This window comes from Cryobacterium sp. (assembly GCF_026786305.1).
Taxonomy (GTDB): domain Bacteria; phylum Actinomycetota; class Actinomycetes; order Actinomycetales; family Microbacteriaceae; genus Cryobacterium.
In genome coordinates this window covers 86,389-112,031 of the sequence record NZ_JAJAYI010000064.1, presented here as the reverse complement: position 1 = coordinate 112,031, position 25,643 = coordinate 86,389, and the positions used below count along the sequence as shown (strand labels likewise).

21 protein-coding genes are annotated in these 25,643 nt (G+C 63.7%); 12 read left to right on the top strand and 9 right to left on the bottom strand.

What is annotated here, in order from left to right:
* From LH475_RS07225 to LH475_RS07215, 3 genes are all read right to left on the bottom strand, one after another.
* Window positions 1–428: biotin/lipoyl-containing protein (locus LH475_RS07225; RefSeq protein WP_297413192.1), on the bottom strand; the 428-nt coding region annotated here is incomplete at its 3' end.
* Between the two features lie 62 nt (window positions 429–490).
* Complete coding sequence (lpdA, locus tag LH475_RS07220) at window positions 491–1,864, bottom strand: dihydrolipoyl dehydrogenase (protein ID WP_297413191.1); 1,374 nt, start codon at window positions 1,862–1,864, stop codon at window positions 491–493.
* 101 nt (window positions 1,865–1,965) lie between these two features.
* Window positions 1,966–3,459, bottom strand: a complete 1,494-nt coding sequence (locus LH475_RS07215; protein WP_196844369.1) for a leucyl aminopeptidase — start codon at window positions 3,457–3,459, stop codon at window positions 1,966–1,968.
* Between the two features lie 104 nt (window positions 3,460–3,563).
* Here LH475_RS07215 and LH475_RS07210 point away from each other — a divergent pair, with 104 nt between their 5' ends.
* The 5 genes from LH475_RS07210 (at window position 3,564) to LH475_RS07190 (ending at window position 9,455) form a co-directional block, all read left to right on the top strand.
* Window positions 3,564–4,487, top strand: a complete 924-nt coding sequence (locus LH475_RS07210) for a PAC2 family protein (protein ID WP_196844368.1) — start codon at window positions 3,564–3,566, stop codon at window positions 4,485–4,487.
* A 69-nt stretch (window positions 4,488–4,556) separates the two neighbouring features.
* Window positions 4,557–5,885: an MFS transporter gene (locus tag LH475_RS07205; protein WP_297413190.1), complete on the top strand. Its 1,329-nt coding sequence runs from the start codon at window positions 4,557–4,559 to the stop codon at window positions 5,883–5,885.
* 200 nt (window positions 5,886–6,085) lie between these two features.
* Window positions 6,086–7,378, top strand: a complete 1,293-nt coding sequence (locus tag LH475_RS07200; protein ID WP_297413189.1) for an RNA polymerase sigma factor — start codon at window positions 6,086–6,088, stop codon at window positions 7,376–7,378.
* Window positions 7,379–7,421: 43 nt separating this feature from the next.
* On the top strand, window positions 7,422–8,696 hold the full coding sequence (locus LH475_RS07195; RefSeq protein WP_297413188.1) for a MurT ligase domain-containing protein: 1,275 nt from the start codon (window positions 7,422–7,424) through the stop codon (window positions 8,694–8,696).
* Entirely contained in the window at window positions 8,697–9,455 is a 759-nt protein-coding gene (locus tag LH475_RS07190) for a glutamine amidotransferase (RefSeq protein ID WP_196844365.1), read from the top strand.
* 107 nt (window positions 9,456–9,562) lie between these two features.
* Here the strand turns inward: LH475_RS07190 and LH475_RS07185 are convergent, their stop codons facing one another.
* Window positions 9,563–9,799 carry a hypothetical protein gene (locus tag LH475_RS07185; RefSeq protein ID WP_196844364.1) on the bottom strand — a complete coding sequence of 79 codons (237 nt, stop codon included), beginning with the start codon at window positions 9,797–9,799 and terminating at the stop codon, window positions 9,563–9,565.
* A gap of 184 nt (window positions 9,800–9,983) precedes the next feature.
* On the opposite strand from LH475_RS07185, the gene LH475_RS07180 reads away from it, so the two are divergent.
* Window positions 9,984–12,062 carry a DNA topoisomerase IV subunit B gene (locus LH475_RS07180; protein WP_196844363.1) on the top strand — a complete coding sequence of 693 codons (2,079 nt, stop codon included), beginning with the start codon at window positions 9,984–9,986 and terminating at the stop codon, window positions 12,060–12,062.
* Window positions 12,063–12,111: 49 nt separating this feature from the next.
* Here LH475_RS07180 and LH475_RS07175 read toward each other — a convergent pair whose 3' ends face one another.
* Window positions 12,112–14,601: a DNA topoisomerase IV subunit A gene (locus tag LH475_RS07175; RefSeq protein WP_297413187.1), complete on the bottom strand. Its 2,490-nt coding sequence runs from the start codon at window positions 14,599–14,601 to the stop codon at window positions 12,112–12,114.
* 122 nt (window positions 14,602–14,723) lie between these two features.
* On the opposite strand from LH475_RS07175, the gene LH475_RS07170 reads away from it, so the two are divergent.
* Window positions 14,724–15,869 (top strand): alkaline phosphatase family protein, encoded by a 1,146-nt coding sequence (locus LH475_RS07170; protein WP_297413186.1) that lies wholly within the window; start codon window positions 14,724–14,726, stop codon window positions 15,867–15,869.
* A 37-nt stretch (window positions 15,870–15,906) separates the two neighbouring features.
* Here LH475_RS07170 and LH475_RS07165 read toward each other — a convergent pair whose 3' ends face one another.
* Window positions 15,907–16,500, bottom strand: coding sequence for a DUF3043 domain-containing protein (locus LH475_RS07165; RefSeq protein WP_196844362.1), 594 nt, complete (start codon window positions 16,498–16,500; stop codon window positions 15,907–15,909).
* Between the two features lie 38 nt (window positions 16,501–16,538).
* Here LH475_RS07165 and LH475_RS07160 point away from each other — a divergent pair, with 38 nt between their 5' ends.
* From LH475_RS07160 to LH475_RS07140, 5 genes are all read left to right on the top strand, one after another.
* Complete coding sequence (locus LH475_RS07160; RefSeq protein ID WP_297413185.1) at window positions 16,539–18,047, top strand: dipeptidase; 1,509 nt, start codon at window positions 16,539–16,541, stop codon at window positions 18,045–18,047.
* A 175-nt stretch (window positions 18,048–18,222) separates the two neighbouring features.
* Window positions 18,223–18,597 (top strand): iron-sulfur cluster assembly accessory protein, encoded by a 375-nt coding sequence (locus LH475_RS07155; RefSeq protein ID WP_196844384.1) that lies wholly within the window; start codon window positions 18,223–18,225, stop codon window positions 18,595–18,597.
* A gap of 256 nt (window positions 18,598–18,853) precedes the next feature.
* Window positions 18,854–19,744 carry a cytochrome c oxidase subunit II gene (coxB, locus tag LH475_RS07150; RefSeq protein ID WP_196844360.1) on the top strand — a complete coding sequence of 297 codons (891 nt, stop codon included), beginning with the start codon at window positions 18,854–18,856 and terminating at the stop codon, window positions 19,742–19,744.
* A gap of 3 nt (window positions 19,745–19,747) precedes the next feature.
* Complete coding sequence (gene ctaD, locus LH475_RS07145) at window positions 19,748–21,478, top strand: cytochrome c oxidase subunit I (RefSeq protein WP_196844359.1); 1,731 nt, start codon at window positions 19,748–19,750, stop codon at window positions 21,476–21,478.
* Window positions 21,479–21,901, top strand: coding sequence for a cytochrome c oxidase subunit 4 (locus LH475_RS07140; protein ID WP_196844358.1), 423 nt, complete (start codon window positions 21,479–21,481; stop codon window positions 21,899–21,901).
* 93 nt (window positions 21,902–21,994) lie between these two features.
* On the opposite strand, the gene LH475_RS07135 is transcribed toward LH475_RS07140, so the two are convergent.
* Genes LH475_RS07135 through LH475_RS07125 form a run of 3 tightly spaced genes read right to left on the bottom strand, consistent with a single transcriptional unit; the run spans window position 21,995 to window position 25,563 of the window.
* Window positions 21,995–22,819 carry a putative RNA methyltransferase gene (locus LH475_RS07135; protein ID WP_327012160.1) on the bottom strand — a complete coding sequence of 275 codons (825 nt, stop codon included), beginning with the start codon at window positions 22,817–22,819 and terminating at the stop codon, window positions 21,995–21,997.
* A gap of 24 nt (window positions 22,820–22,843) precedes the next feature.
* Window positions 22,844–24,493, bottom strand: coding sequence for a ubiquinol-cytochrome c reductase cytochrome b subunit (locus LH475_RS07130; protein WP_196844356.1), 1,650 nt, complete (start codon window positions 24,491–24,493; stop codon window positions 22,844–22,846).
* Window positions 24,490–25,563 carry a Rieske 2Fe-2S domain-containing protein gene (locus LH475_RS07125; RefSeq protein ID WP_196844355.1) on the bottom strand — a complete coding sequence of 358 codons (1,074 nt, stop codon included), beginning with the start codon at window positions 25,561–25,563 and terminating at the stop codon, window positions 24,490–24,492. Before LH475_RS07125 ends, LH475_RS07130 begins: the two co-directional genes overlap by 4 nt.
* Between the last annotated feature and the right edge of the window lie 80 nt (window positions 25,564–25,643).

Genomic DNA, 25,643 nt, shown 5'->3' with positions numbered 1-25,643 from the left:
GGCTCGGGCGTGGCGACCGGAGCCGCAACGGGCTCGGGCGTGGCGACCGGAGCCGCAACGGGCTCGGGCGTGGCGACCGGAGCCGCAACGGGCTCGGGCGTGGCGACCGGAGCCGCAACGGGCTCGGGCGCGGCAACCGGGGCGGCCACCTCAGCCACGGGCGCCTCAGCTACGGGCGCGGCAGCGCCGGATCCATCGCCGATCGTGACGAGAGGAGTTCCGACCTCGACGGTCTCGTCTTCCTGCACCAGGATGGCTTCAATGATGCCGGCGACCGGGGACGGAATTTCCGTGTCCACCTTGTCGGTCGATACCTCGAGCAACGGCTCGTCGACCTCCACGCGGTCGCCCAGGTTTTTGAGCCAGCGGGTGACCGTGCCCTCTGTAACACTCTCACCGAGTGCCGGGAGGCTGACGGATTCGCTCATGCGCATGTCTCCTTCAAAACCGTTTTTTTATCTATAAATTGGATGAAAATGGTGAAAACCGACTACATCGCGTGAAGCGGTTTACCGGCGAGCGCCAGGAAGGCCTCACCCATCGCTTCACTCTGCGTCGGGTGAGCGTGCAAGAAAGGAGCAACATCCTCCGGGTACGCTTCCCAGTTAACAACGAGCTGGCCTTCGCCGATGAGCTCACCGACGCGGGCGCCGATCATGTGAATACCCACGATGGGGCCATCCTTGACTCGCACAAGCTTGACCGACCCGGCAGTGCCGAGAATGGAGCTCTTGCCGTTTCCACCGAGGTTGTACTCGTAGGTGGCAATCTGGTCGGCACCGAACTTGTCGGCGGCTTTGGCTTCGCTGTACCCGACAGACGCAACTTCGGGGTCAGAGTAGGTGACCTTGGGGATGTTGAGATCCTCGACGATGATCGGGTTCATTCCGGCGATTTCTTCAGCGACGAAGATACCCTGTTGAAAGCCGCGGTGGGCGAGCTGCAGGCCGGGAACGATGTCGCCCACCGCGTAGACACCGGGGATGCTGGTGGCGAGGCGCTCGTCGGTGATGACGAACCCACGGTCCATGGTGACGCCGACTTCGTCGAAACCGAGACCCGCGGTGACCGGGCCACGGCCGACGGCCACGAGCAGAAGATCGGCCTCAACGGTTGCACCGTTCTCGAGCGTGACGACAACGCCCGAGTCGGACTGCGTGACGCTCTGAAAGCGGATGCCGAGAGAATACTCGATACCGCGCTTGCGGAACGCGCGCTCCAACTGCTTGGAGATCGACTCTTCCTCGTTGGGCACGAGGTGCGGCAATGCTTCGATGATCGTGACGTCGGCGCCGAAAGACTTCCAGATGCTCGCGAACTCGACGCCGATGACGCCGCCGCCGAGCACGGCGACCTTCTTGGGAACGTATTCCAGGGCGAGAGCGATCTCGCTCGTGATGACGCGCCCGCCGATTTCGAGGCCGGGCAGCGAACGGGAATAGGAACCCGTGGCCAGAATGACGTTCTTGCCGACGATCGTGTCGTCGCCGACCTGTACGGTCGTGGGGGAGACCAAACGGCCTTCGCCCTCGACCACGGTGATGCCGCGCGCCTTGATCAGGCCCTGAAGCCCCTTGTACTTGCTCGCGACGATGCCCTCGCGGAACGCGGTGACGGCAGCGATATCGATGCCCTCGAACGCGGTCTTGACGCCGTATTTGGCGGCTTCACGGCTGACGTCGGCGACCTCGGCCGAGTGCAGGAGGGCCTTGGTCGGAATGCAACCGACGTGCAGGCAGGTGCCGCCGAGTTTGCCCTTCTCGATCAGACCAACGGTGAATCCCAGCTGCACGGCACGCAGCGCTGCTGCGTAACCACCGCTTCCGCCACCGAGAACGACAATGTCAAAATTCTGTTCCGACACTCAGCTACTCCCTCGCGCATTATGCTTTGTCACGACGGCCGACAAGATCGTGCTGATCGGCCGCGTGGATTGACAAGCTTTTTCTTGCCCCTACGACTGTACTACGGGCGTGAAAAGTCCTCGGCCAGTCGGAGAAGCGTCCGAACGGACACCCCGGTCGGTCCGGCGGCTGTGAATCCCCAGCCGGGTCCGGAATTCTGGGCCGGTCCGGCAATGTCGAGGTGAGCCCAGGGAATCGTCTGGCCGGCCGCATCCGTTCCGATGAATTCCTGCAAGAAGACCCCGGCGAGCAGCATTCCTCCGGCCGTGCTGCCGATCTTCGCGTTGGCGATGTCGGCGACGTCGGAATTGAGGGTGGCGCGCAACTCGTCCGGAAACGGCATCGGCCAAGCCGTCTCGCCGACCGCGGCGCTGGCTGCGAGCACGTGCTGCACGAGAGCATCGTCTCCCATCGCGCCGAAATAGCGGTTGCCCAGGGCAACCACGGCGGCGCCGGTGAGGGTGGCGACGTCGATTATGGCGTCGGGGTGTTCTTCGGCCGCAGCGACGAGCCCGTCGGCGAGCACGAGGCGACCCTCGGCATCCGTGTTGAGCACTTCGACGGTGCGTCCGCCGCGCAGGTGCAGCACGTCGTTGGGGCGAATCGCTGAACCCGACGGCATGTTTTCGGCGATACACATCCACGCGGTGATGCGCACTGGCAGCTGGAGTCTGGCGGCGGCGACCACCACGGCAAGTACCGTGGCGGCACCGGTCATGTCGTACTTCATACCGACCATCGATGCCGGCTGCTTGAGCGAGAGGCCGCCGGTGTCAAAGGTGATCCCCTTGCCGACGAGGGCGAGATGCTTGCTGGCTTCGCTCGGCGTGTAGCTGAGCTTGACCAGGCGCGGCGGGCGGGTTGAACCGGCACCGACGCCGGCGATGCCGCCAAACCCGTCGGCTACGAGCTGCTGTTCGTCCCAAACCGTCACGTCGAGTGGTAGGCCGTTCGCGGCCTCGATCGCCAGGTCGGCGAGTGAGGCCGGGTAGAGGTCGAGCGGTGGCATGTTCACGAGGTCCTTGACCAGGCGGATCGCCTCGGCGCTGACCTCTGCCCGTTGCACCGCGGATGCCGCCGGCGTCTCGGTGTGCACCACGACGGTGTGGGCCGGTACCTTGGCGGCTGCCAGTGAACTGTGCCGGTACGTCGTGTACGAATAGCCGCCGAGGGCCGCACCCTCGAGGACTGCTTCGACCTGCTCGGCGTCACGCAGGGGGAGGGCGAAGGCGACCGAGGCCGCACCGGTGAGCTGGCGCACTGCTGCACCGGCTGCGTGGCGAAGGGCGTCGGTGCTGGCCACACGTCCGAGCCCGACAACGGCGATGCTGCGCGGCGTACCGACAGTGACCACCAGGCGCACGACCTCGTCGCGGGCGCCGGTCACGCTGAGGAGCGGCAGGTGAGCCGTCACCGAGGCGATCAGATCGTCGCCGAGCGTGGCATCCGCGAGCAGCCGCGCCCCATCATCCGTTTGGAGGCACGCCAGGATGAGAATGTCGGCGGTGGAGCCCCGCGCGGACTCGGTGGACAGGGACAGTGTGGGAACAGTCATACCTCGATGGTAACCGTGGCACGAGTCGTGGCTGTTCGCTCTGGGCACGATGGTGAAAGCCCCGAAACACAGCGGAAATGAGGTCCCCGGATTAGAGTTAAGAAATGTTAGACCCCGAGGATCTGTACGAACTCACCGCAGACGCCGATGGCGTCCCGGAAGGATTACACCTGATCATGGGCCTGACCGGCTTCGCGGATGCCGGTGGCGCGGTCGCGCAGTTCACCGACTACCTCCTGACCACACTGGAGCACACCGTGGTGGCGTCGTTCGACACGGACACCCTGCTCGACTACCGCGCCCGGCGCCCGATCATTTACTTCGACCAGGATCACCTCACCAACTACCAGCCGCCAGCGCTGCGGCTGTACCTGGTCCGCGACGAGATCGGCCAACCGTTCCTGTTCCTGACCGGCTTCGAACCGGACTTCCGGTGGGAGCAGTTCACCGCCGCCATGCTGCAGCTCGTCGAACGATTCACGGTCGCCTCGACGACCTGGGTGCACGCCATCCCGATGCCCGTTCCACACACCCGTCCGATCGGCGTGACGGTCAGCGGTAATCGCTCCGACCTCATCGAGAACCGATCGGTCTGGCGTCCGCACACCCAGGTCGCGGCCAACGCCCTGCACCTGCTGGAATTGCGCCTACAGGAACGTGGCGCCTCGACCGTCGGGTACGTGTTACTCATTCCGCACTATTTGGGCGATACCGAGTTTCCCGCCGCAGCCCTGAGCGCTCTCGAGAGCACGAGCGCGTCGACCGGTCTGATCTTCCCGACCGATCGGCTGCGTGAAGCCAATCGCGAATTCGTCGCGCGCATCGACGATCAGGTGCGAGACAATCCCGAGCTGGCCAAGCTCGTGGGCACCCTCGAGCAACGCTACGACGCCTACATGGAAGGCAGTCCACTCCGGTCGCCCCTCACCGACGAAGACGGCGAACTTCCGTCGGCCGATGAAATCGCAGCGGAACTCGAGAACTTTCTCGCCCTGCGCCGCAGCCGAGACGACGGGGCCGTCAGCTAGGCGCAGCTGAAAGACGCCAGCGGCCGCGGCCAAAGTTGCCGGTCGGGTGAACGGGATAGGTTAGATCGAGTGAACTCTCGACGATCCATTCTGATCTTTATCATCGGGTCGTTCGCGTACCTGTCGGCCGTGCTGCAGCGCACCTCGATGGGAATCGCCGGGGTCGCCGCCACGGAGAGATTCGGCGGCTCGGCAGCCATCCTCTCGAGCCTGGCCGTGGTGCAGCTCATCGTCTATGCTGCCGCGCAGATTCCGGTTGGCGTGTTGATCGACCGGTACGGCCCGCGGGTGCTCATGATCACCGGTACGACGCTCATGGTGACCGGCCAGATCACGCTGGCACTGGCGCCGGATATCACGGTCGCCGTCATCGGCCGCATTCTCGTCGGCGCCGGCGATGCGACCATCTTCATCTCGATGATCCGCCTGATCAGTTCCTGGTTCAGCGGTCGCGTCGTTCCTCTGTTATCGCAGTGGATGGGTAACATCGGCCAGCTCGGCCAGGTGCTCTCCGCGGTTCCCCTGGCGTGGTTGTTGGACACGAGCGGCTGGACTCCGGCCTTTCTCTCGGCAGCTTCCGTGGCCGTGGTTGCCTTGATCGTGGTCATCATATTCGTGCAGGACCGGCCCAGAGACGTCGCGGAACACGTGCGCGCCAACAGCCTCGGCATCGCGCTGACCCAGCTGCGGCACAGCTTTCGGCGCCCGGGTACCCAGCTCGGATTCTGGTCGCACTATGTGACGCAGTCATCCGGGACCGTGTTCAGCCTGCTCTGGGGCTATCCGTTCATGGTCTACGGTCTCGGCTATGAACCGGCCTTCGCCGCGGGAATGCTCACGGTGTTGGTCGGCGCCGGGCTCGTCTTCGGACCGATCCTCGGCCTACTGACGGCCCGCCACCCGTTGCGCCGCAGCAACATCGTGCTCGGCATCGTGACGGGCATCGCGTGCGCGTGGGCGATCGTGCTGCTCTGGCCCGGCGTTCCGCCACTCTGGACGATCGTGTTGTTGTTGGTGGTACTCGGCATCGGCGGCCCCGGCTCCCTCATCGGTTTCGACTTCGCGCGCACCTTTAACCCGCAGCGCAGCCTCGGCTCGGCCAACGGTGTTGTCAATGTCGGTGGGTTCACCGCGAGCTTCGTCATGATGTACCTGATCGGTTTACTGCTCGACCTGCAGGACGGATGGCGCGTCGCCGGGGGAGGAGCGCGTGACTTATACGCGCTCGACGCGTTCCGGGTGGCGTTTTCGGTGCAATATCTCGTCATCGGAATTGGTGTCGGTTTTCTGGTACACGCCCGGGTACGCACCCGGCGCCAGCTCTCCCGCGATGAGGGAATAGAGGTCGCACCGATTTGGGTTGCATTATCACGCTCCTGGAAACGTCGTAACCGATGATCGTAGTACGTGTCGTGGCTTGTCGTCCAGACAATCCGTGCAATAATTGTCTTTAGGACCCGTTCTGGTCCGGGGCATGCTGACATCATTTTGGCATGGGTATCCCGGGACTTGACATGGGTCCAAGTTCTGCCCAAAAACGCTTCTGGCTCCTTTTCGGCCAACAGAAGCAGGTAAGACTCCGCATGAGAGGTGTTCGAATGGCAACCACCGTCAAGACCGAGGTGACCGACGAGTCCGTCACGACTCCCGTAGTAGTACCGCCGGTCAAGAAGACCGTCACCAAGGCTGCAGCTGCGAAAGCCGCTGCCGCCGAGGCCGCAGCGACGAAGAAGTCCGCGGCTCTTGAAGCGGTCGCCGACAAGCCGGCGCCGAAGAAGCGCGTCACCAAGGCGAAATCCGTCAAGAAAGACGACGACGCCGACGTTGATGGCGGTTCCGAGGCCGACGAAGAAGAGGCAGACGACGACAGCACCAAGCGCACGGCGTCAACGGAACCGCTTCCCAGCGGGGCCCTCGTGCTCTCGCTCGTCGACGACGACGACGAGGTTCCGGTGTACTCCAGCGCCATCACCGGCGCCACGGCTGACCCGGTCAAGGACTACCTTAAGCAGATCGGTAAGGTCGCGTTGCTCAACGCGGCTGAAGAGGTCGAGTTGGCGATGCGGATCGAAGCCGGGCTGTTCGCGGAAGACAAGCTGTCGGAGATGACCGACGTCGAGAAGAAGAATTCCCTCGGCCGCGAGCTGCAGTGGGTTGCCAAAGACGGTGCCCGGGCCAAGAGCCACCTCCTCGGCGCCAACCTGCGTCTCGTCGTGTCGCTCGCCAAGCGGTATACCGGCCGTGGCATGCAGTTCCTCGACCTGATCCAGGAGGGCAACCTCGGCCTCATTCGTGCGGTGGAGAAGTTCGACTACACCAAGGGCTTCAAATTCAGCACCTATGCCACCTGGTGGATTCGCCAAGCGATCACCCGCGCCATGGCCGACCAGGCCCGCACGATCCGCATTCCGGTGCACATGGTCGAGGTCATCAACAAGCTCGCCCGGGTACAGCGCCAGATGCTGCAGGACCTCGGTCGCGAACCCACGCCGGAAGAGCTGAGCCGCGAACTCGACATGACGCCCGAAAAGGTCGTCGAGGTGCAGAAGTACGGGCGCGAACCGATCTCCCTGCACACCCCGCTGGGTGAAGACGGCGACAGCGAATTCGGTGACCTCATCGAAGACACCGAGGCCGTTGTACCAGCGGATGCCGTGGGCTTCACCATGCTGCAGAAGCAGCTGGAAAGCCTGCTCGACTCGCTCTCGGAGCGCGAAGCCGGTGTGATCCGCATGCGCTTCGGCCTCGGCGACGGCATGCCGAAGACCCTCGACCAGATCGGTGACACCTTCGGTGTCACGCGCGAGCGCATTCGCCAGATCGAGTCCAAGACGATGGCTAAGCTTCGTCACCCGTCCAGGTCGCAGTCCCTGCGCGACTACCTCGAGTAAACGTGTCAGTGACAGGGTCCCCCCGGCTTTCGAATTCGATTTCGTGAGTTCCCTTCGGTATGCCCCCGCAATTTTGGTCGGTCGAGCCGTTCGAGTGTTGGCCCGCTGGCGCAAGCCGGGCGGTGGCTCAGCCATCCCCGGGGTCGTGGTCAACCGCATCGCCCCGGGCTTCTTGGCCGCGACGCTCAACGGCTTCCCCCTCGGGCTGGTGATCGTGACCGGGTCCAGCGGCAAATCAACGGCGACAAAGATGCTCGTCGCCGTTCTGCGGGCCCACGGCCTGACCGTGTTCACCAACCAGTCAACGGCGAACATCAGCCAGGGGTTGACCAGCGCCCTCCTGGAACGGGTCGGCCTGTCCGGGCGAATCGCCGGGGATGTGGCCGTGCTCGAAATGGACGAAGGCCACGGCGCGTTCATCGCCGGGTCGTTGAACCCGCGAGTTGTCGCCCTCACCAACGTCATGGTCGATCAGATCGATCGCTTTCACGACTCCGAGATGGTCGCTGCCCTGCTCGCGAAAATCGCCACTCGGGCCACGGAAACCGTGGTGCTCAACGCCGATGACCGCTATCTGGCCGAGCTCGGCTCGGCCCTCGAACCGACCGTGCGGGTTGCCCGTTACGGCGTGACCCCCGCCGTTCTCGGCCAGTATCCCCGCGGACTCGGCTACGCCGAGACCACACCGAATCGCCTGCCCACCGGTATCGGGCTGCAGCTGACACGCGTGGTCGGCCGGGACGCTGCCGTGGAATTTGGCACGGACGGGCACAGCATCCGCTTACCGGCCCGCGGCATTCACTATGCCGTCGACGCACTGACCGCATTGTGCACGGCCCAGGCGACGCTGGGGGAACGTTTCGATCCCACCGTCGCCTGTGCCTCGCTGTCGGCCATGCCGGCCGTCTTCGGTCGCGGCGAGGTCGTCACCGTTGGCGGAAAGACCATCGAGTTCGTACTCGTGCAAAACCCGTCAAGCTTTCAGCTCAACGTCGACAGCCTCGAGGCCGACACCGAGCAGATTCTGGTGATCATCGGATCCGATGTGCGCGACCCGTCCTATTTCTGGCCGGTGGACACCTCCGGGCTCCGCCACGTGCTCATCGCCTCGGGGCTCAAGGCGCACGACATCGCCCTGCAGCTCGCCTATGACAATGTGCAGGTCGACCGCATCGAACCCGATGTCCCGACTGCCCTCGACGCGTTCCTGGCGCTGCCTGATCCCGCATCCGGGGTGAAAACCATTATCTTCTCCGCCGACGGTATGCGGCGCACCCGCGCCCACCTCGGCCTCGTCTCCAATGCTGAGGAATCGTAAATGACCGCCACTTCGCTTCAGCGGCCGTTCACTGTCGTATCGCTGCTGCCCCGCCTGCTCGACACCAATGGAGATGCCGGCAATGCCCGGGTGCTCGCGCAACGGATTCGCTGGGGCGGCCACGACGCGCAGGTCGTCGACGTGCACTGCCGTGCCGACCTGCCCGAACAGGTCGACGCTGTGTCGATCGGTTCGGGAACGGATGCTGCGATCCTGCCGGCCCGCGACGCGCTGCGTACCCTGGTCCAGGAGCTTCGAGTCTGGTCCAACTCCAAAGTGCCCGTGCTGGCCGTCGGTACCGGCTGGGAACTGCTGAGCTGGGGCATCGACCGTGCCGACGGCACCGTTATTGAGGGCCTCGGGCTCGTGGCCGGTCAGGCCGCGCCGCGGGCGGCTCGCGCCACCGACGACATCATTGTCGCCTCAAAATATGGCAGGTTGATCGGGTTCGAGAACCACGCCCGTGACTACATCGGCGCCGAAGCCAGCCCGCTCGGACGTGTGCTCTACGGGACCGGAAACGGTTACCGAGCGTCCGGTCCGCTGATCGAGGGACTGACCATGGGAGAGGTGTTCTGCACCCACCTGCACGGCCCGGTTCTCGCGCGCAATCCCGCACTCGCGGACCACCTGCTGCGGGCTGCGTTCACCCGCCACGGACTCGAGTATGCGCGAGGTGCCAGGGCGGAATTCGTTGATGAGACCGCGCAGGCCGCACGCAACCAGGTGGCCGCGCGCTTGGGGCAACCGGTGGAATAACGTGCCCGGATGACGATGTGCGTGAGCCAAGAAAACCGCGCAGGAAGCTGGCCTCCGCCAGCCGCCTGCGCGGCGTTCGTTCTCGTTCGGCTCGAAGTCCGGATCAGCTAGGAACGCTGATCTTCCAGCAGACGACTTGACTCGTCGTGCCAGCTTTCGGCAATGCTCGCGAGCTTCTCTTGGTGCTTTCGGCCGTGGTGGGCGCAGAACAGCAGTTCGCTGTTCTTCACGACGACGCGAATGTAAGCCTGGGCGCCGCAAGCGTCGCAGCGGTCGGCTGCGGTGAGCTGGTGGGGGGCGCCCTGGTTATCTACAGCACCATTTCCGGTGGCGATCTGGGACATATTCTCCTCCTCCAGAGTTAATTGCATGAACCCTCGTTGCTAATGTAAGCACGCCAAGGGGTCAAAGACGAGATGAACGGCCGGTATTTCGCTTACCGCGTAGACGCGTCATGCCGGGCTCTGAGCCGCCACCGGGCAGCCCGGCGCGAAAGATTGCCGGTCGGGGCCGGTATTCTTGATTGTTGTGAGCTCTGACTATTCCGCGCGCCACCTGTCGGTCCTTGAGGGTCTGGAGGCAGTGCGTAAACGCCCCGGCATGTACATCGGTTCCACCGACTCGCGTGGACTGATGCACTGCCTGTGGGAGATCATCGACAATTCCGTCGATGAGGCCCTGGGTGGGCACGGTGCCAGCATCAGCATTGAGTTACACCCCGACCACAGCGTCGAGGTGTGTGACACGGCCCGCGGAATACCAGTCGATATCGAACCCAAGACCGGCCTGACCGGCGTCGAGGTCGTGTTCACCAAGCTGCACGCGGGCGGAAAGTTCGGCAGCGGATCCTATGCCGCGTCGGGCGGCCTGCACGGCGTGGGAGCATCCGTTGTCAACGCCCTCTCTGAGCGCCTCGACGTCGAGGTCGACCGCGACGGCAAGACCTGGGCCATGTCGTTTCACCGCGGCGAACCGGGCCTGTTTGCCGATTCGGGCGAGAAAAGCCCCGATGCCCCGTTCAGCCCGTTCGAGAATCGCAGTGAACTCCGGGTGATTGGCAAGGTCAAGCGGGGTGTCACGGGAACTCGGATTCGCTACTGGGCCGACCGGCAGATCTTCACCAAGGGCGCCACGTTCCACACCGACGAGGTGCTCAACCGGGCCCGCCAGACGGCTTTCCTCGTTCCCGGGCTCGCCATCGAGGTCGCCGACCGACGCACCGATGAACCGGTGACGAGCCTGTTCCAGTTCGACGGCGGCATCTCCGAATTCGTCGAACACCTCGCCACGGATGCCCCGATCACCGACACCTGGAGACTGACCGGCAGCGGATCCTTCAGCGAGACGGTGCCCGTGCTCACCGAGAAGGGCGCCATGGTGCCGACCGAGCTCGTGCGCGACTGCCAGGTGGATATCGCCCTGCGCTGGGGGACCGGCTACGACACGATCGTGCAGAGCTTCGTCAACATCATCGCCACGCCCAAGGGCGGCACCCACCAGGCCGGCTTCGACGCCGGGCTGCTCAAATTTCTGCGCGGCCAGGTTGACCTGAACGCCCGGAGGCTCAAGGTGGGCAGCGACAAGCTTGACAAGGACGATGTCATGGCAGGCCTCACCGCCGTGCTCACCGTACGCCTGCCCGAACCACAGTTCGAGGGTCAGACCAAGGAAGTGCTCGGCACCCCCGCGGTGCGGGCGATCGTCGCGAACGTCGTCGCGACGGCCATGGCCGAGAGATACGCCTCGCCGAAACGCGACGATAAGACCCAGTCAGCGCTGCTGCTTGACAAGATCGTCGCCGAGATGAAGTCGCGCATCTCCGCCCGGGCGCACAAGGAAACCCAGCGTCGCAAAAATGCCCTGGAAAGTTCGTCACTACCGGCGAAGTTGGTCGACTGCCGCAGCAATGACGTGTCAACGAGTGAACTGTTCATCGTTGAGGGTGACTCGGCCCTCGGCACCGCCAAGCTCGCCCGCGACAGCGAGCACCAGGCGCTGCTGCCGATCCGCGGCAAAATCCTGAACGTGCAGAAGGCGTCCGTCGCCGACATGCTCTCCAACACCGAGTGTGCCTCAATCATCCAAGTGATCGGGGCCGGTTCTGGTCGCAGCTTCGACCTGTCGGCGGCACGCTACGGCAAGGTGATCATCATGAGCGACGCCGACGTCGACGGCGCCCACATTCGCACCCTGCTCCTCACGCTGTTCTTCCGCTACATGCGGCCGATGATCACCGAGGGCCGCGTTTTCGCTGCCGTTCCGCCGCTGCACCGGGTCGTCGTGATGAATCCCGGCAGCAAACCCAATGAGACCATCTACACCTACTCCGAGACCGAACTGCACTCGGTGCTGGGTGCGCTGGAGAAGAAGAACCGGCGCTACCAGGACCCGATCCAGCGCTATAAGGGCCTCGGTGAAATGGATGCCGACCAGCTCGCGACCACAACCATGGAGCGGGCCCACCGCACGCTGCGGCGAGTGCGCGTCGACGATGCCGAAGCCGCTGGAAGGGTGTTCGAGTTACTCATGGGCAACGACGTCGCCCCGCGCAAGGAGTTCATCATCGACAGCTCCGACAAACTCTCCCGAGACCGCATCGACGTCTAACCCTTTGCGGTGCGCGCGCTGCGCTCAGCCGGTTTCTGCACGATCTACGCTAGATTTCGGTGCCGATCGCGTCGATGATCGCGTCGAGCATGACGCCGGAGGCGTCGCGGCGCGACCCCGACGCCGGCAGGCTCCGTGGCGTACCGTCCGGTCCGACGGCACGGGCCGGACTGCGGCCGACCCAGGCCGCCGCGATAGTGTCCTCGCCCTTGAGAAAACGCTGGGCTCGCACTCCGCCGGTCGCCCGACCCTTGGTCGGGTATTCGGAGAAATCGCTTTGTTTAGCGCTGCCCGGGTCGGTTCCGGGCAAAGTCTGGCTACTCGCCGCCACCGTGGCCACCACGGCCGTCGCAACGTCATCGGCCGACAGACTCGTGAAGAACACGACCGTCTCGCCCGGCGTCAGCTTGATGCCGGCCATGCCGCCAGCCGCTCTGCCCTGCGGCCGCACACCAGCAGCGGTGAATCGCAACAGTTGCGCATCCGAGGTGATGAAGACGAGGTCGTCGTTCTCGGCACCCTGCACCGCGCCGACCACCTCGTCCTTGGGCTTGAGCGCGATGATCTCGAAGTCCGGCTTGTTGGCCCAGTCGTTCGGGGCGACCCGTTTGACGACGCCCTGCCGGGTGCCGAGTGCGATCGCCTGATCCGAGTCGAGCGAGACTATCGCGAGCACCTGCTCCTTCGGGTCGGGCAGCACGAGGTACTCGCTAATGCGCACGCCGGCCGCGAGCTGAATCGACGTCGTCGGCATCACCGGAAGATCAACGGGGGAGAAGCGGATGAGCCGGCCCCGGTTGGTCACCGCGCCCACCTCGGTGCGACTCGTCGTGTCGAGCGTCGATAGTACGGCATCGTGCTTGCTGCGGCGCTGCGGCGGCTGGATGCGCGGCGGCACGGCGTCGTCGACCGCGACCAGGTCGACCCGGGCGATGCGCCCGGTCACGCTCAGAAAGACCCTGGTCGGAATGTTCTGCACCTCGAGCACGGCAGCCTGGCGTTTGGCGGCAGCCGCCGACAGGCCCGCGATGCTCGGCTTGGCCTCGGTCAGCACCGTGCGACGCGGGGTGCCGAACTTCTCGGCCACAGCGCCCAGTTCCTCGGAGACCAGCGTGCGGATGGCGGCCTTGGATGCCAGCAACTTCTCCAGCTTGGCGATCTCGGCGAGCAACTGGTCACGTTCGGCTTCGAGCTCAATGCGGGAGAACTTGGTCAGGCGCCGCAGCCGCAATTCGAGAATGTACTCGGCCTGGATCTGGCTGAGGTCGAACACGTCGATAAGTTTGGTCCGGGCCTGTTCGGTGTCGTCGCTTGCCCGAATAACCTGGATGACCTCGTCGATGTCGAGAATCGCCACGAGCAGCCCGAGCACGAGGTGCAAACGCTCCTTGCGTCGGGCCAGCCGGTAGGCGTAACGACGCGTGACGACCTCGATGCGATGGTTGACGTAGACGTGCAGCAGTTCGAGCAGGCTAAGGGTCTGCGGGGCGCCATCGACCAGGGCGACCGCGTTGATGTTGAACGAGTCTTCGAGCGGCGTGTACCGGTAGAGCTGCTCGAGCACGGCGTCGGGACTGAACCCGGTCTTGATGCCGATCACCAGGCGCAATCCCTTGGTGCGGTCAGTGAGGTCGGTGACATCTGAGATTCCGCTGAGCTTCTTCGAGTTGACGCCGTCCTTGATCTTCTCGATCACCTTTTCCGGGCCGACCAGGTAGGGAAGCTCGGTCACGACAAGTCCGGTTTTGCGGGCGCTGATCGCCTCGACCGAGACGCGGGCGCGGGTCTTGAAGCTGCCGCGGCCGGTGTTGTAGGCATCCTTGATACCGGCCAGGCCGACGATGGTTCCACCGGTGGGAAGGTCGGGTCCTGGCACGAACTCCATGACGTCGTCGAGGTTCGCGTTCGGGTGGGCCAGCAGGTGCCGGGCGGCCCCGACGACCTCGATCAGGTTGTGCGGGGCCATATTGGTGGCCATGCCGACGGCGATGCCGCTCGTGCCGTTGACGAGCAGGTTGGGGTAGGCGGCCGGCAGTACGTCGGGCTGAGTGAGCTGATTGTCGTAGTTGGGCACGAAATCGACAACGTCCTCGTCGAGATTCTCGGTCATCGCCAGTGCCGGGGCCGCCAGACGAGCTTCGGTGTACCGGGGCGCGGCCGGTCCGTCGTCGAGGGAACCAAAGTTGCCGTGCCCGTCGATGAGCGGCACCCGCAGCGAGAAAGACTGGGCCATGCGTACGAGGGCGTCATAGATCGCGGTGTCACCGTGCGGGTGCAGCTTGCCCATCACCTCCCCGACGACGCGGGCGCTCTTCACGTGGCCCTTGTCGGGGCGGAGCCCCATTTCGCTCATCTGGTAAAGGATGCGACGCTGCACCGGTTTCAAGCCGTCCCGGGCGTCGGGCAGGGCCCGGGAGTAAATCACCGAATAGGCATACTCGAGGAAGGACCCCTGCATCTCAACCGACACATCGACGTCTTCAATTCGTTCGGTGCCAGCTGTGCTGGTGGCTGGTGGGGTGCTGTCTGAGCGGCTCATTGTGAATTCTGCTTCAAGCGTGCGGCGGCAACCGATCGAACCGGCCACCGCTGCACTGGGTAGGGAGCGCTCGCGAGAGCGCTGGAGGGCTCGGGCTCCTCCCTGTGAAAGAATGAGACCCGATGCCCACCATGCTACCGGCCCGCCAATTCAGTGCTTTGCGCCTTGCCGATGTTCTCACCAGTTCCCTCGATGCTGTCTGCGCCAGGCCGAATCCGCTGGGCCTGCCCGCGGTGCGCAAGGCGGTCGTGATTCTGGCCGACGGACTCGGCGTCAGTTCGATCCGGGCCCGCGCCGGACATGCCCGGTTCCTGTCGGGTCGTCTCAACAAGTCCAGCATCATCGACGGGGTGTTCCCGGCCACGACGGCCGCGGGAATCGCGACCCTGACCACCGGGGTAGAACCGGGCCAACATGGCCTGGTCGGATACCAGGTGCTCGATGGGGCCCGCGACCGGGTGGTGAACCAGCTTACCGGCTGGGATGACGGCATGCAGCCGGCCACCTGGCAGCGCGCCCGCACCATCTTCGACCGAGCCGCCGACGAGAACGTGCCGAGCTTCGCCATCGGCCCTAAACGCTTCGTGGCCTCCGGCTTCACGCAGGCGGTGCTGCGCGGCGCCCGGTACGTTCCCGCCGAGAAGGTGGCCGATCGCTTCGCCGCCGCGCGCAGCATCCTCACCGACAACCCGACCGCGCTGATCTACCTCTACGTGGCCGAGCTCGACGTCGCCGCGCACACTCACGGTTGGGAATCCGACCGGTGGCTGGCCGAGCTCGAGAACCTCGACTCCGAGGTCACCCGTTTTGCGGCGACGCTCCGCTCCGACGAGGGTCTGCTGCTCACTGCCGATCACGGAGTGATCGATGTACCGAGCACCAAACACGTGTTGTTCGACACCGAGCCCGCGTTGGTTGCCGGCGTGCGCCACGTCGCGGGGGACCCACGCTGCGTGCAGCTCTATCTCGAGCCGCGGCAGTCCACGGTGACCGCTGACACACTGGCGGATGCCTGGCGAGCGTCCCAGGGTGACCGCGCCTGGGTCTACACCCGCGCCGAAGCCGTGGCGGCCGGACTGTACGGCCGGGTGGCCGACGAAGTGTTGCCGCGCATCGGCGATGTGCTCGTGGCCGCCCGCAAGTCGATCGCCTATTACGACTCCCGACCGGCGAACCAGAAGGCCCGCGGAATGATCGGGCAGCACGGCTCGCTGACCGATGAGGAAGTCCGTGTACCGTTTATCCGCGCGGGCGCCTTCGCACGATAGCTCGCGCCGCCGAACGGTCAGAACGGTGCCCGAGCGACTAGATCGGGTACTGGCGGCGCTTGACCTGCGGCTTGGGCAAACGCATGGGGCGCAGCTGGAGAGCGCGCATGGCCGCGTACCAGCGGACGCGTTCGGCCTTGTCGGCGCCGAACTTGGCCTCGATCTTCTTCGTCAGGATGAAGCCGAGCACGACGCAGTCGATGACCGCGAGGATGAAGAAGGCCCAGAGCGCAAAGATCGCGTACACGTCAACGCTGGGAATCGTGGTGAGCAGGATGACCAGAAACATTATCGGGATCATCAACTCGCCCACGTTGAACCGTGCGTCGACATAGTCGCGGGCGTACCGTTTCTGGGGACCGCGTTCACGCAGCGGCAGGTACTTGTCGACACCGGCGGCCATGCCGACCCGGGCCACGTCGCGCGCGGCGCTTGACTTGGCGCGCGCCTGCTTCGCAGCGAGCTTGCGGTCGTCCGGAACCAGCGGGCGCTTGTTGGCCGCTTCCTGCTGCTTGCGAGTGGGGGTCGCCTGACCCTTGCCCGCGTTGGGTGTGAGACCGAGGCGCGCTGCGGTCTCGTCGGAGCTTTCAATCGACGGCTGGGCGTCGGGGTGTACGGGAGGCTTGGCCACATCAAATCCTTGCAATCGGGTGCCTTAAGATTACCCGTATGACTGGCAACCCACAGACAAATTCCCACGCAACCGGCTCGACGTCCCGCTCCGCCACCGATTCGGCGGTCGATTCGGCGGTCGATCCGGCGGTCGATCCGGGGGTCGATCCGGCGGTCGATCCGGGGGCACAGTCCGCCCTGCGCACGGCGGTCGAACTGGGCCTCCCCACCACGATCGCCGACCTGTGCGCCTTGGTGCGCATCCCCTCGGTATCGTGGGCCGCCTTCGACCGTGCGCAGGTCGCGGCCAGCGCCGACGCCGTCGCGACGCTCGTGCGCGAGCTCGACGTATTCGAGTCGGTCGAGACCGTTCAGGCCGGTATTCCCGGCGGCACCGAACTGGGTCAGCCGGCGATTCTGGCGTCTCGACCAGCCCGCAACGGCCGCCCAACCGTCTTGCTCTATGCCCACCACGATGTACAGCCTCCCGGCAAGGACGAGGACTGGGAGTCCGATCCGTTCACCCCGACCGTTCGCGGCGACCGCCTCTACGGGCGTGGCGCCGCCGACGACAAGGCCGGCGTCATGGCGCACGTCGCATCCATTCGCGCCCTTGTCGCGGCCGTTGGCCCCGACTTTGACCTGGGGCTCGCCCTGTTCATCGAGGGCGAGGAGGAATTCGGCAGCCGATCCTTCGCGACCTTCCTCGACGAGAACCGGGAGGCTCTGCGCGGTGACGTGATCGTCGTGGCCGATTCCAACAACTGGGATATCAACACTCCGGCCATCACGACGGCCCTGCGTGGCAACGTCACCCTGCGACTCACTGTGCGCACCCTCGCGCACGCCTCACACTCCGGAATGTTCGGGGGAGCGGTGCCCGATGCCATGCTCGCCACGATCAGGCTGCTGGCCACTCTGTATCACGACGATGGCTCCGTGGCCGTCGCCGGCCTCACCAGCATCGACGTCCCCACTCCTGACTACTCCGAGGAGCAGCTGCGGGCGGAAACCGGTCTCCTGCCCGGAGTCACCCCGATCGGCCACGGCTCCATTCTGAGCCGGATCTGGTCGCAGCCCGCCCTGACCGTGACCGGTATTGATGCGCCGACCGTCGACAATGCCTCCAACACTCTCACCCCGACGGTGACCGTTCGGATCAGCACTCGCATTGCCCCCGGGCAGTCCGCGGTTGACGCCGCCGTGGCCATCGAGACGCACCTGCGCGAGAACGCGCCGTTCGGTGCGGTTCTTGAGATCGACGATGTGGATACCGGTGAGCCCTTCCTCGTGGATACCAGCGGCTGGGCAGTGACCGAGGCTCGATCCGCCATGACGGATGCCTGGGGCGTGCCGCCGGTCGATATCGGTGTCGGTGGGTCTATCCCGTTCATCGCCGACCTGGTTCGCGTCTTTCCGGCCGCCCAGATTCTGGTGACCGGAGTGGAAGACCCCGATTCCCGGGCCCACAGCCCGAATGAGTCCCTGCACCTCGGCGTCTTCAAACGTGCCGTACTGAGCGAAGCGTTCCTGCTCGGCAGTTTGAACGAGCGCACCGGCCACTGAACCACCCAGCCACAAACCAGACATCCCATTAACTGCCCACGGTCGAAGAAATGTGAGACGGTAGTAAAGCCCCCGTCGACTTTTTGGTTGTCGCAGGTAGAATTTATGAGATCGCAATCAATGAGATCGCAACTGTGCGTTACTGCGTGAACCGAGGAGAAGCATGACCGACACCATGACCGAAACCGTCAGCACTTCTGACACCGCACACGCCCCGGCCGCTGCCCATGGCATCGGACTCACCGAGGCTGCCGCGCTCAAGGTACGCAGCCTGTTGACCCAGGAAGGCCGCGAGGACCTTCGGCTGCGCGTCGCCGTGCAGCCTGGCGGCTGCTCTGGTCTGATATACCAGCTCTACTTCGACGAGCGCGTCCTCGACGGCGACGCCCTCGTCGATTTCGATGGCGTCGGGGTCGTCGTCGACAAGATGAGCGTTGCCTACCTCGATGGCGCCACGATCAATTTTGAGGACACGATCGAGAAGCAGGGTTTCACCATTGACAATCCGAACGCCGGCGGCAGCTGCGCGTGTGGAGATTCGTTCCACTAGCTCCGCACGCTCGCCCCAGCACTCAAATTTTCAAGCACGAATGACGGGGACATCATCACTTCGATGGTGTCCCCGTTTTTTTCTGCCCGGATTGCGTCCGATTCGCCCGCGTGTGCATCTTCAGCAGGGGTGGAGTCGCCCAAATAAGTGTGCCACCCGACTCGGAGTGCACTTCGTATGCGCTCTCGCAGAGTAAGCTGGAAATCGATCAAAACACTTCCTGAGAAGTGTCCTCGAATCTCCCGAAAGGTCCCCGGTGCGCAATAATCACCGCCTGCGTTGGGCTGCTGTTCCGCTCGCAGCGACGTTAGCCGTTGTACTGGCCGGATGCACGCAAGCCCAGCTCCATGGTTTCCTGCCCGGTTTTGAAGAAGAGGGCCAAAAGGCGGTGACCAACCACACCGATCGCATTGCCGGTCTGTGGACCACGTCCTGGATCGTGCTCCTCACTGTCGGTCTCATCACGTGGGGCCTCATCATTTGGACAATCGTCGTGTACCGACGTCGCAAGGGCCAGACCGGACTTCCCGTTCAACTGCGCTACAACATGCCGATCGAGATCTTTTACACTGTCGTTCCTCTCATTCTCGTCGTTGGCTTTTTCGCCTTCACCGTGCGTGACCAGATCGCCATTGAAACTCGCTACGACAACCCCGACGTGTCGATCGAAGTGCAGGCCAAGCAGTGGGCGTGGGACTTCAACTATGTCGATGAAGACGTGTACTCGCCCGGAATCCAGGGCCAGCCTGATCCCGCTGGCGCCACCGGTTCGCTCGTCGAGTCGGAACTTCCCGTGCTCGTGCTCCCGGTCGACAAGACCATTGAGATCGCACTGGAATCTCGCGACGTCATCCACTCGTTCTGGGTCATCGACTTTCTGTACAAGAAAGATGTCATCCCGGGCAAGACCAATTACATGTCGGTCACCCCACAGCGCATCGGAACCTACGCGGGCAAGTGCGCCGAGCTCTGCGGCCAGTACCACTCCCTCATGCTCTTCAACGTCAAGGTCGTCTCTCAGGCTGACTACGACACGTACATTCAATCGCTGCGCACCGCGGGTAACGTCGGTCAGCTCGACAATGAGTTCGACCGCCGTCAGAATCAGCCGGGCACGAGTGCCCCAACGGCTCCGGAGGGAAAATAAGCCATGACCACGACCATCGCACCCGTTGAGTCACGCCCGGCAGAGCCGGTCTCGACCTCGGCCGAACGCAAGGGCAACGTTCTCGTTCGGTGGATCACTTCCACCGACCACAAAGTCATCGGGTACATGTACCTGATCACCTCGTTCCTCTACTTCTGCCTGGGCGGCGTCATGGCGCTGATCATTCGTGCCCAACTGTTCGCTCCGGGCCTGGACGTGGTAGCGACCAAGGAGCAGTACAACCAGCTCTTCACGATGCACGGCACGATCATGCTCTTGATGTTTGCAACGCCGCTCTTCTTCGGCTTCGCCAACTTTCTGGTTCCGCTTCAAATCGGCGCTCCCGACGTCGCCTTCCCACGGCTGAACGCACTCGCCTACTGGTTCTTCAACTTCGGCAGCCTCATCGCCGTCGCCGGGTTCCTCACCCCGCAAGGGGCGGCGTCTTTTGGTTGGTTTGCCTATCAGCCGCTCGCGAGCACAACTTTCTCACCGGGAGTCGGCGGCAACCTCTGGATGGTCGGACTCGGCCTCTCCGGTTTCGGCACCATTCTCGGTTCGGTGAACTTCATCACCACGATCATCACGATGCGTGCGCCGGGCATGACAATGTGGCGGATGCCGGTCTTCACCTGGAACTCGCTCATCACGTCACTGCTCGCTCTCATGGTCTTCCCGGTACTGGCCGCCGCCATGCTTGCCGCAGCCTCCGACCGCATCTTCGGTTCGCACATCTACGATCCGGCCAACGGCGGTGCGATCCTCTGGCAACACCTGTTCTGGTTCTTCGGCCACCCGGAGGTGTACATCATCGCCCTGCCGTTCTTCGGCATCGTCTCCGAGGTGTTCCCGGTCTTCAGCCGCAAGCCGATGTTCGGCTATAAGACACTGATCTATGCGACCATCTCGATCGCCGCGCTGTCGATCTCGGTCTGGGCGCACCACATGTACGTCACCGGTTCGGTGCTGCTGCCGTTCTTCTCGCTCATGACCATGCTCATCGCGGTACCCACCGGGGTGAAGATCTTCAACTGGATCGGTACCATGTGGCGAGGGTCCATAACCTTTGAAACCCCCATGATCTGGGCCATCGGCTTTCTCATCACGTTCACCTTCGGTGGCCTGACGGGTGTCATCCTGGCTTCGCCGCCGCTCGACTTCCACGTGTCCGACACCTACTTCGTCGTCGCGCACTTCCACTACGTCGTCTTCGGCACCGTCGTGTTCGCAATGTTCAGCGGATTCTACTTCTGGTGGCCCAAATGGACCGGCAAGATGCTCAACGAGAGTCTCGGCAAGTGGCACTTCTGGCTCCTGTTCATCGGCTTCCACACGACGTTCCTGATCCAGCATTGGCTCGGCGTTATGGGTATGCCGCGTCGGTACGCGACGTATTCCCCGGAAGACGGATTCACCTGGATGAACCAGGTGTCCACCATCGGCGCCATGATTCTCGCCGTATCGATGATTCCATTCTTCCTGAACGTGTACATCACAGCCCGCAAGGCGCCGCTGGTCACCGTGAACGACCCGTGGGGTTACGGTTCTTCCCTCGAGTGGGCGACGTCGTGCCCGCCGCCGCGGCACAACTTCACGTCTATTCCGCGAATCCGCTCTGAGCGTCCGGCCTTCGACCTGAACCACCCCGAGGCCGGTATGCCCGTCGGCATCGGTCCGGGCAAGGATGCGCCCGACGTTGCGGTCTACGACATCGATTCGAATCAGGTTAAATAAATGAAGACCAACGTCAACATACTCTGGGTCCTCACCACCTTTTTCGGAATCGTAACGGTCGTTTATGTCACGTGGAGCCTGCTCGACCCCGCCCACGGTCGGGTGGAATGGGCTGGTACCTTCATGCTGGCCCTCACGACCCTGCTCGTGGCGTTCATAGCGTTCTACCTCGACAAGGTGCACGGCGCCCAGGGCGGAGAGCTGCCCGAGGACCGTCTCGATGGCAACATCGATGACGGGGATCCTGAAATGGGTTTCTTCAGCCCGTGGAGCTGGTGGCCGATCTTCCTGGCCGCATCAGCAGCGCTGCTCTTCCTCGGCCTGGCCGTCGGTTTCTGGATCTGCTTCATCGGACTGGGGCTCGGCCTCGTTGCCCTGACCGGCTGGGTATACGAGTATTACCGGGGCCTGTTCGCCCGCTAAGCGCACGTCCCGTGTGATACCGATCTTCCTCACGGGAGGTCGGTATCGTCGTTTAATGGACAAACAGTGCCGATTCAGTGCCCAACCATGAGGTCAGCGGCGGCGGAAACCAAAGATGTCGAAGGCGACCGTGACGTCCCGAGCGAGGTCTGCCACATCATCGTCGCCTGCGGCGCCGGAATGGTGAGAAGACGGGCCCATGCCGATGAGCGAAGCCACATCGGACGGCGACAACTGCACGGTGCGGTTGAGTCGCTCGTGTGATTCGAGGCTGAACCCGGCAGCGAGACTGGTCGTCAGATGCACAGCCTTGTCGGCCTGAATCTCCACGGCCAAGCCCGACTCTCGCAGCTGTCGCAGGTGCGTCGACTGCGGCACAACGACCAGCAGCAGGCCGTTGGGCCGCAGCACACGATGGAATTCGGCGGGATTGCGCGGTGCAAAGACGTTCAGAATAACGTCAATGCCGCCGCCGAGCAGGGGAAGCGGCGACCAGACATCCGCTACCAGCCCGTCAATGCGATTGTGCGAGTGGATGGTGCGGCCCACGGCAGTGGGGGAGAGGTCCATGCCCAGCGCGCGTACGTCGTCTCCTGGGGGCAGCGCCGCCCCCAGGTAGTAGCCAGTGCCGCAACCCACGTCTAGGATGCGCCGGGGGAACTCGCCGGTGACGATGGTGCGCACGGCGTTGCGGAGGGGTTCGAACCACCCGGCGCCGAGAAATCGATCGCGGGCGTCGAGCATTGTCGCACTGTCGCCGATGAACTTGCGCTGTCCGGTGAGCAGGTTGACGAAGCCCCGCTTGTTCACGTCGAAGGAATGCCCGCGCTCACATCCCAGCAGCAGCCCGCCGCTGGGATGGAGGGGCAGCAAACAGTTCGGGCACCGAAGCCACTCCGATAACGTCTGGAGTGACACCGATGCCCGATCTGTTGGGTGCTGCTATTTACCGGTGATCTCCGCGGGGTGATCGCCGTGGGCCCGGTTCAGCTCTGACTGCGCGACCGGAGTGATCCGGTCCTCGAAGAACCAGCGGGACAGGCCGGCGCGAACCTTCTCAGCGGGACCGATCTTGCCCTGAGCGTTGGGACGCAGCATGAGCGGCTTGAAGTCGCTGTAGCTGACCAGCTTCCAGCGCTCGTATTCGTCAACGGGCTGGTGAACCTCGACGAATTCGCCACCGGGGAGGCGAACGATGCGGCCTGACTCGTAGCCGTGTAGCACGATCTCGCGGTCCTTCTTCTGCAGGGCCAGGCAGACTCGCTTGGCGATGAAGAAGGCGAGGATCGGGCCGAGCAACGTGGTCGCCTGGAGCGTGTGGATGACACCTTCCATGGTGAGGTGGAAGTGCGTCGCCATGATGTCCGACGATGCTGCTGCCCAGAGCGAAGCGTAGAACGTGACGCCGGCCGCGCCGATGGCGGTGCGGGTGGGGGCGTTGCGCGGACGGTCGAGTACGTGGTGTTCACGCTTGTCGCCGGTGATCCACGCTTCGATGAATGGGTACATCATGACGGTCACGATGAACAGTCCGACCACGGTCAGCACTACGAGGATGTTGAGCGAGTAGGTGTGGTTCAGCAAGACGAACTCCCAGCCGGTCGGAATCAGCCGCATGGCGCCGTCGGCGAAGCCGATGTACCAGTCGGGCTGGGTTCCGGCGGATACCGGTGAGGGGTCGTACGGTCCGTAATTCCAGATCGGGTTGATCGTGAACAACGATGCGATGAGCATGACGACACCGAACACGATGAAGAAGAACCCACCTGCCTTGGCGGCGTACACCGGGAGAACCGGGTAACCAACCACGTTCTGGTTGGTGTGACCGGCGGCCGGGTACTGGGTGTGCTTGTGCACAACGACGAACAGAAGGTGCATCGCAATCAGCGCAACGATGATGGCCGGCAGCAACAGAATATGCAGCGAGTACAACCGGCCGACGATGTCATTACCGGGGAATTCGCCACCGAAGAGAAGGAAGGAAACCCAAGTGCCCAAGACCGGAATGCCCTTGATCAGACCGTCGATGATGCGCAGGCCGTTACCGGAGAGCAGGTCGTCGGGGAGGGAATAGCCCGTGAAGCCTTCGGCCATGGCCAGGATGAACAGGATGAAGCCGATGACCCAGTTGAGCTCGCGCGGCTTGCGGAACGCACCCGTGAAGTAGATGCGCAGCATGTGCAGGCCAATGGCCGCCACGAATAGCAGGGCTGCCCAGTGGTGTACCTGGCGCATGAGGAGGCCACCGCGAATGTCAAAGGAGATGTCCATCGTCGATGACATCGCCGCGGACATCGGGATTCCCTTGAGCGGGGCGTAGGAACCGTCGTAGACGACTTCGGCCATCGATGCCTGGAAGAAGAAGGTGAGGAACGAGCCCGACAGCAGAATGATGACGAAGCTGTACAGCGCCACCTCGCCGAGTAGGAACGACCAGTGGTCGGGGAAGATCTTGCGACCGAGCTCTTTGACCGCGCCAGAGATGCTCGTGCGTTCGTCAATGTAGTTGGCGGCGGAGGCGGTGAAGCCACCGGACTTCTTCATCCCGACAGCGTGATCCTCAGCGGGTTCGCGGGTGGTTATCGTTGTCATGCTCGCTCCCAGAAACTTGGGCCGACTGGTTCAGTGAAATCGCTCTGCGCGATCAGGTAGCCCTCAGCGTCCACGGCGATCGGGAGCTGGGGTAGTGGCCGCGCGGCCGGTCCGAAGATGACCTTGCAGTGGTTCTCAACGTCGAACTGCGACTGGTGGCACGGGCATAGCAGATGGTGCGTGTGTTGTTCATAGAGAGCCACTGGGCACCCGACGTGGGTGCATATCTTAGAATATGCCACGATGCCATCATACGACCAAGACTTGCGGCCCTCTTCTTCGATCAGGTCCTTGGGATCCATCCGAATGAGTAGAACAGCGGCTTTCGCCTTCTCTTCCAAACGACCGTGGCCCATTTCGGACAGGCCCTCGGGAATAACGTGGAAGGACGATCCGAGCGTGACGTCCGCCGCCTTGATCGGGGTTCCACTCGGGTCCATGGTGAGTCGAATTCCCTTTTTCCACATGGTCCCATTGAGGAGGGCCACCGGGTTCTGGTCCATCGGGCCGAGGCCACGAAACAAGACGACCGCCGGCAGGGGGAAGACGACGAGGGCGCCGATCAGGCTGTTGCGAATGAGCGTCCGGCGACCGAAGCCGGATTCCTCATTGGCCTGCTGAAAGATCTCCACGGCGCGGGCTCGCACGGGCTCGGTTCCACGCACGGGGTGGCGTTCGTCGACACCTTCATGATCGCTCATGAGGGCCTTGCCCCAGTGCACAGCGCCGATACCGATGGCGAGCAACGCGAGGCTGAGGCCGAGGCCGATGAAGAGGTTGTTCAGACGAACGGAACCCGGATCTTCGGCAACGATCGGAAAGGCCATGTACGCTGCGATGGCAAAAACGCTACCCACGATTGACACGTAGAACAGCGAGAAAACGGCGCGCTCCGCCTTGCGCTCTTCCTTGTGGTCAAGGTCGGTGATGCGTGGACGGTGCGGTGGGAATCCTGGGTTGACCAGGGCATCCCGTGTAACGACGGCTGTGCTTGCGGCGGATGTCGCGAGCTGCGCGCCAGGCGAGTCGGCGGCGGTTACGTGCTCCGCGCCGTTATCGTCCTTGGCCATTGTTCTCCTTTGTGGGCTGTATAAATGCTCTGCACCGTGGTGCTGCGCGACAGTCGATCGGTTCCGAGGGTCGTGTCAAG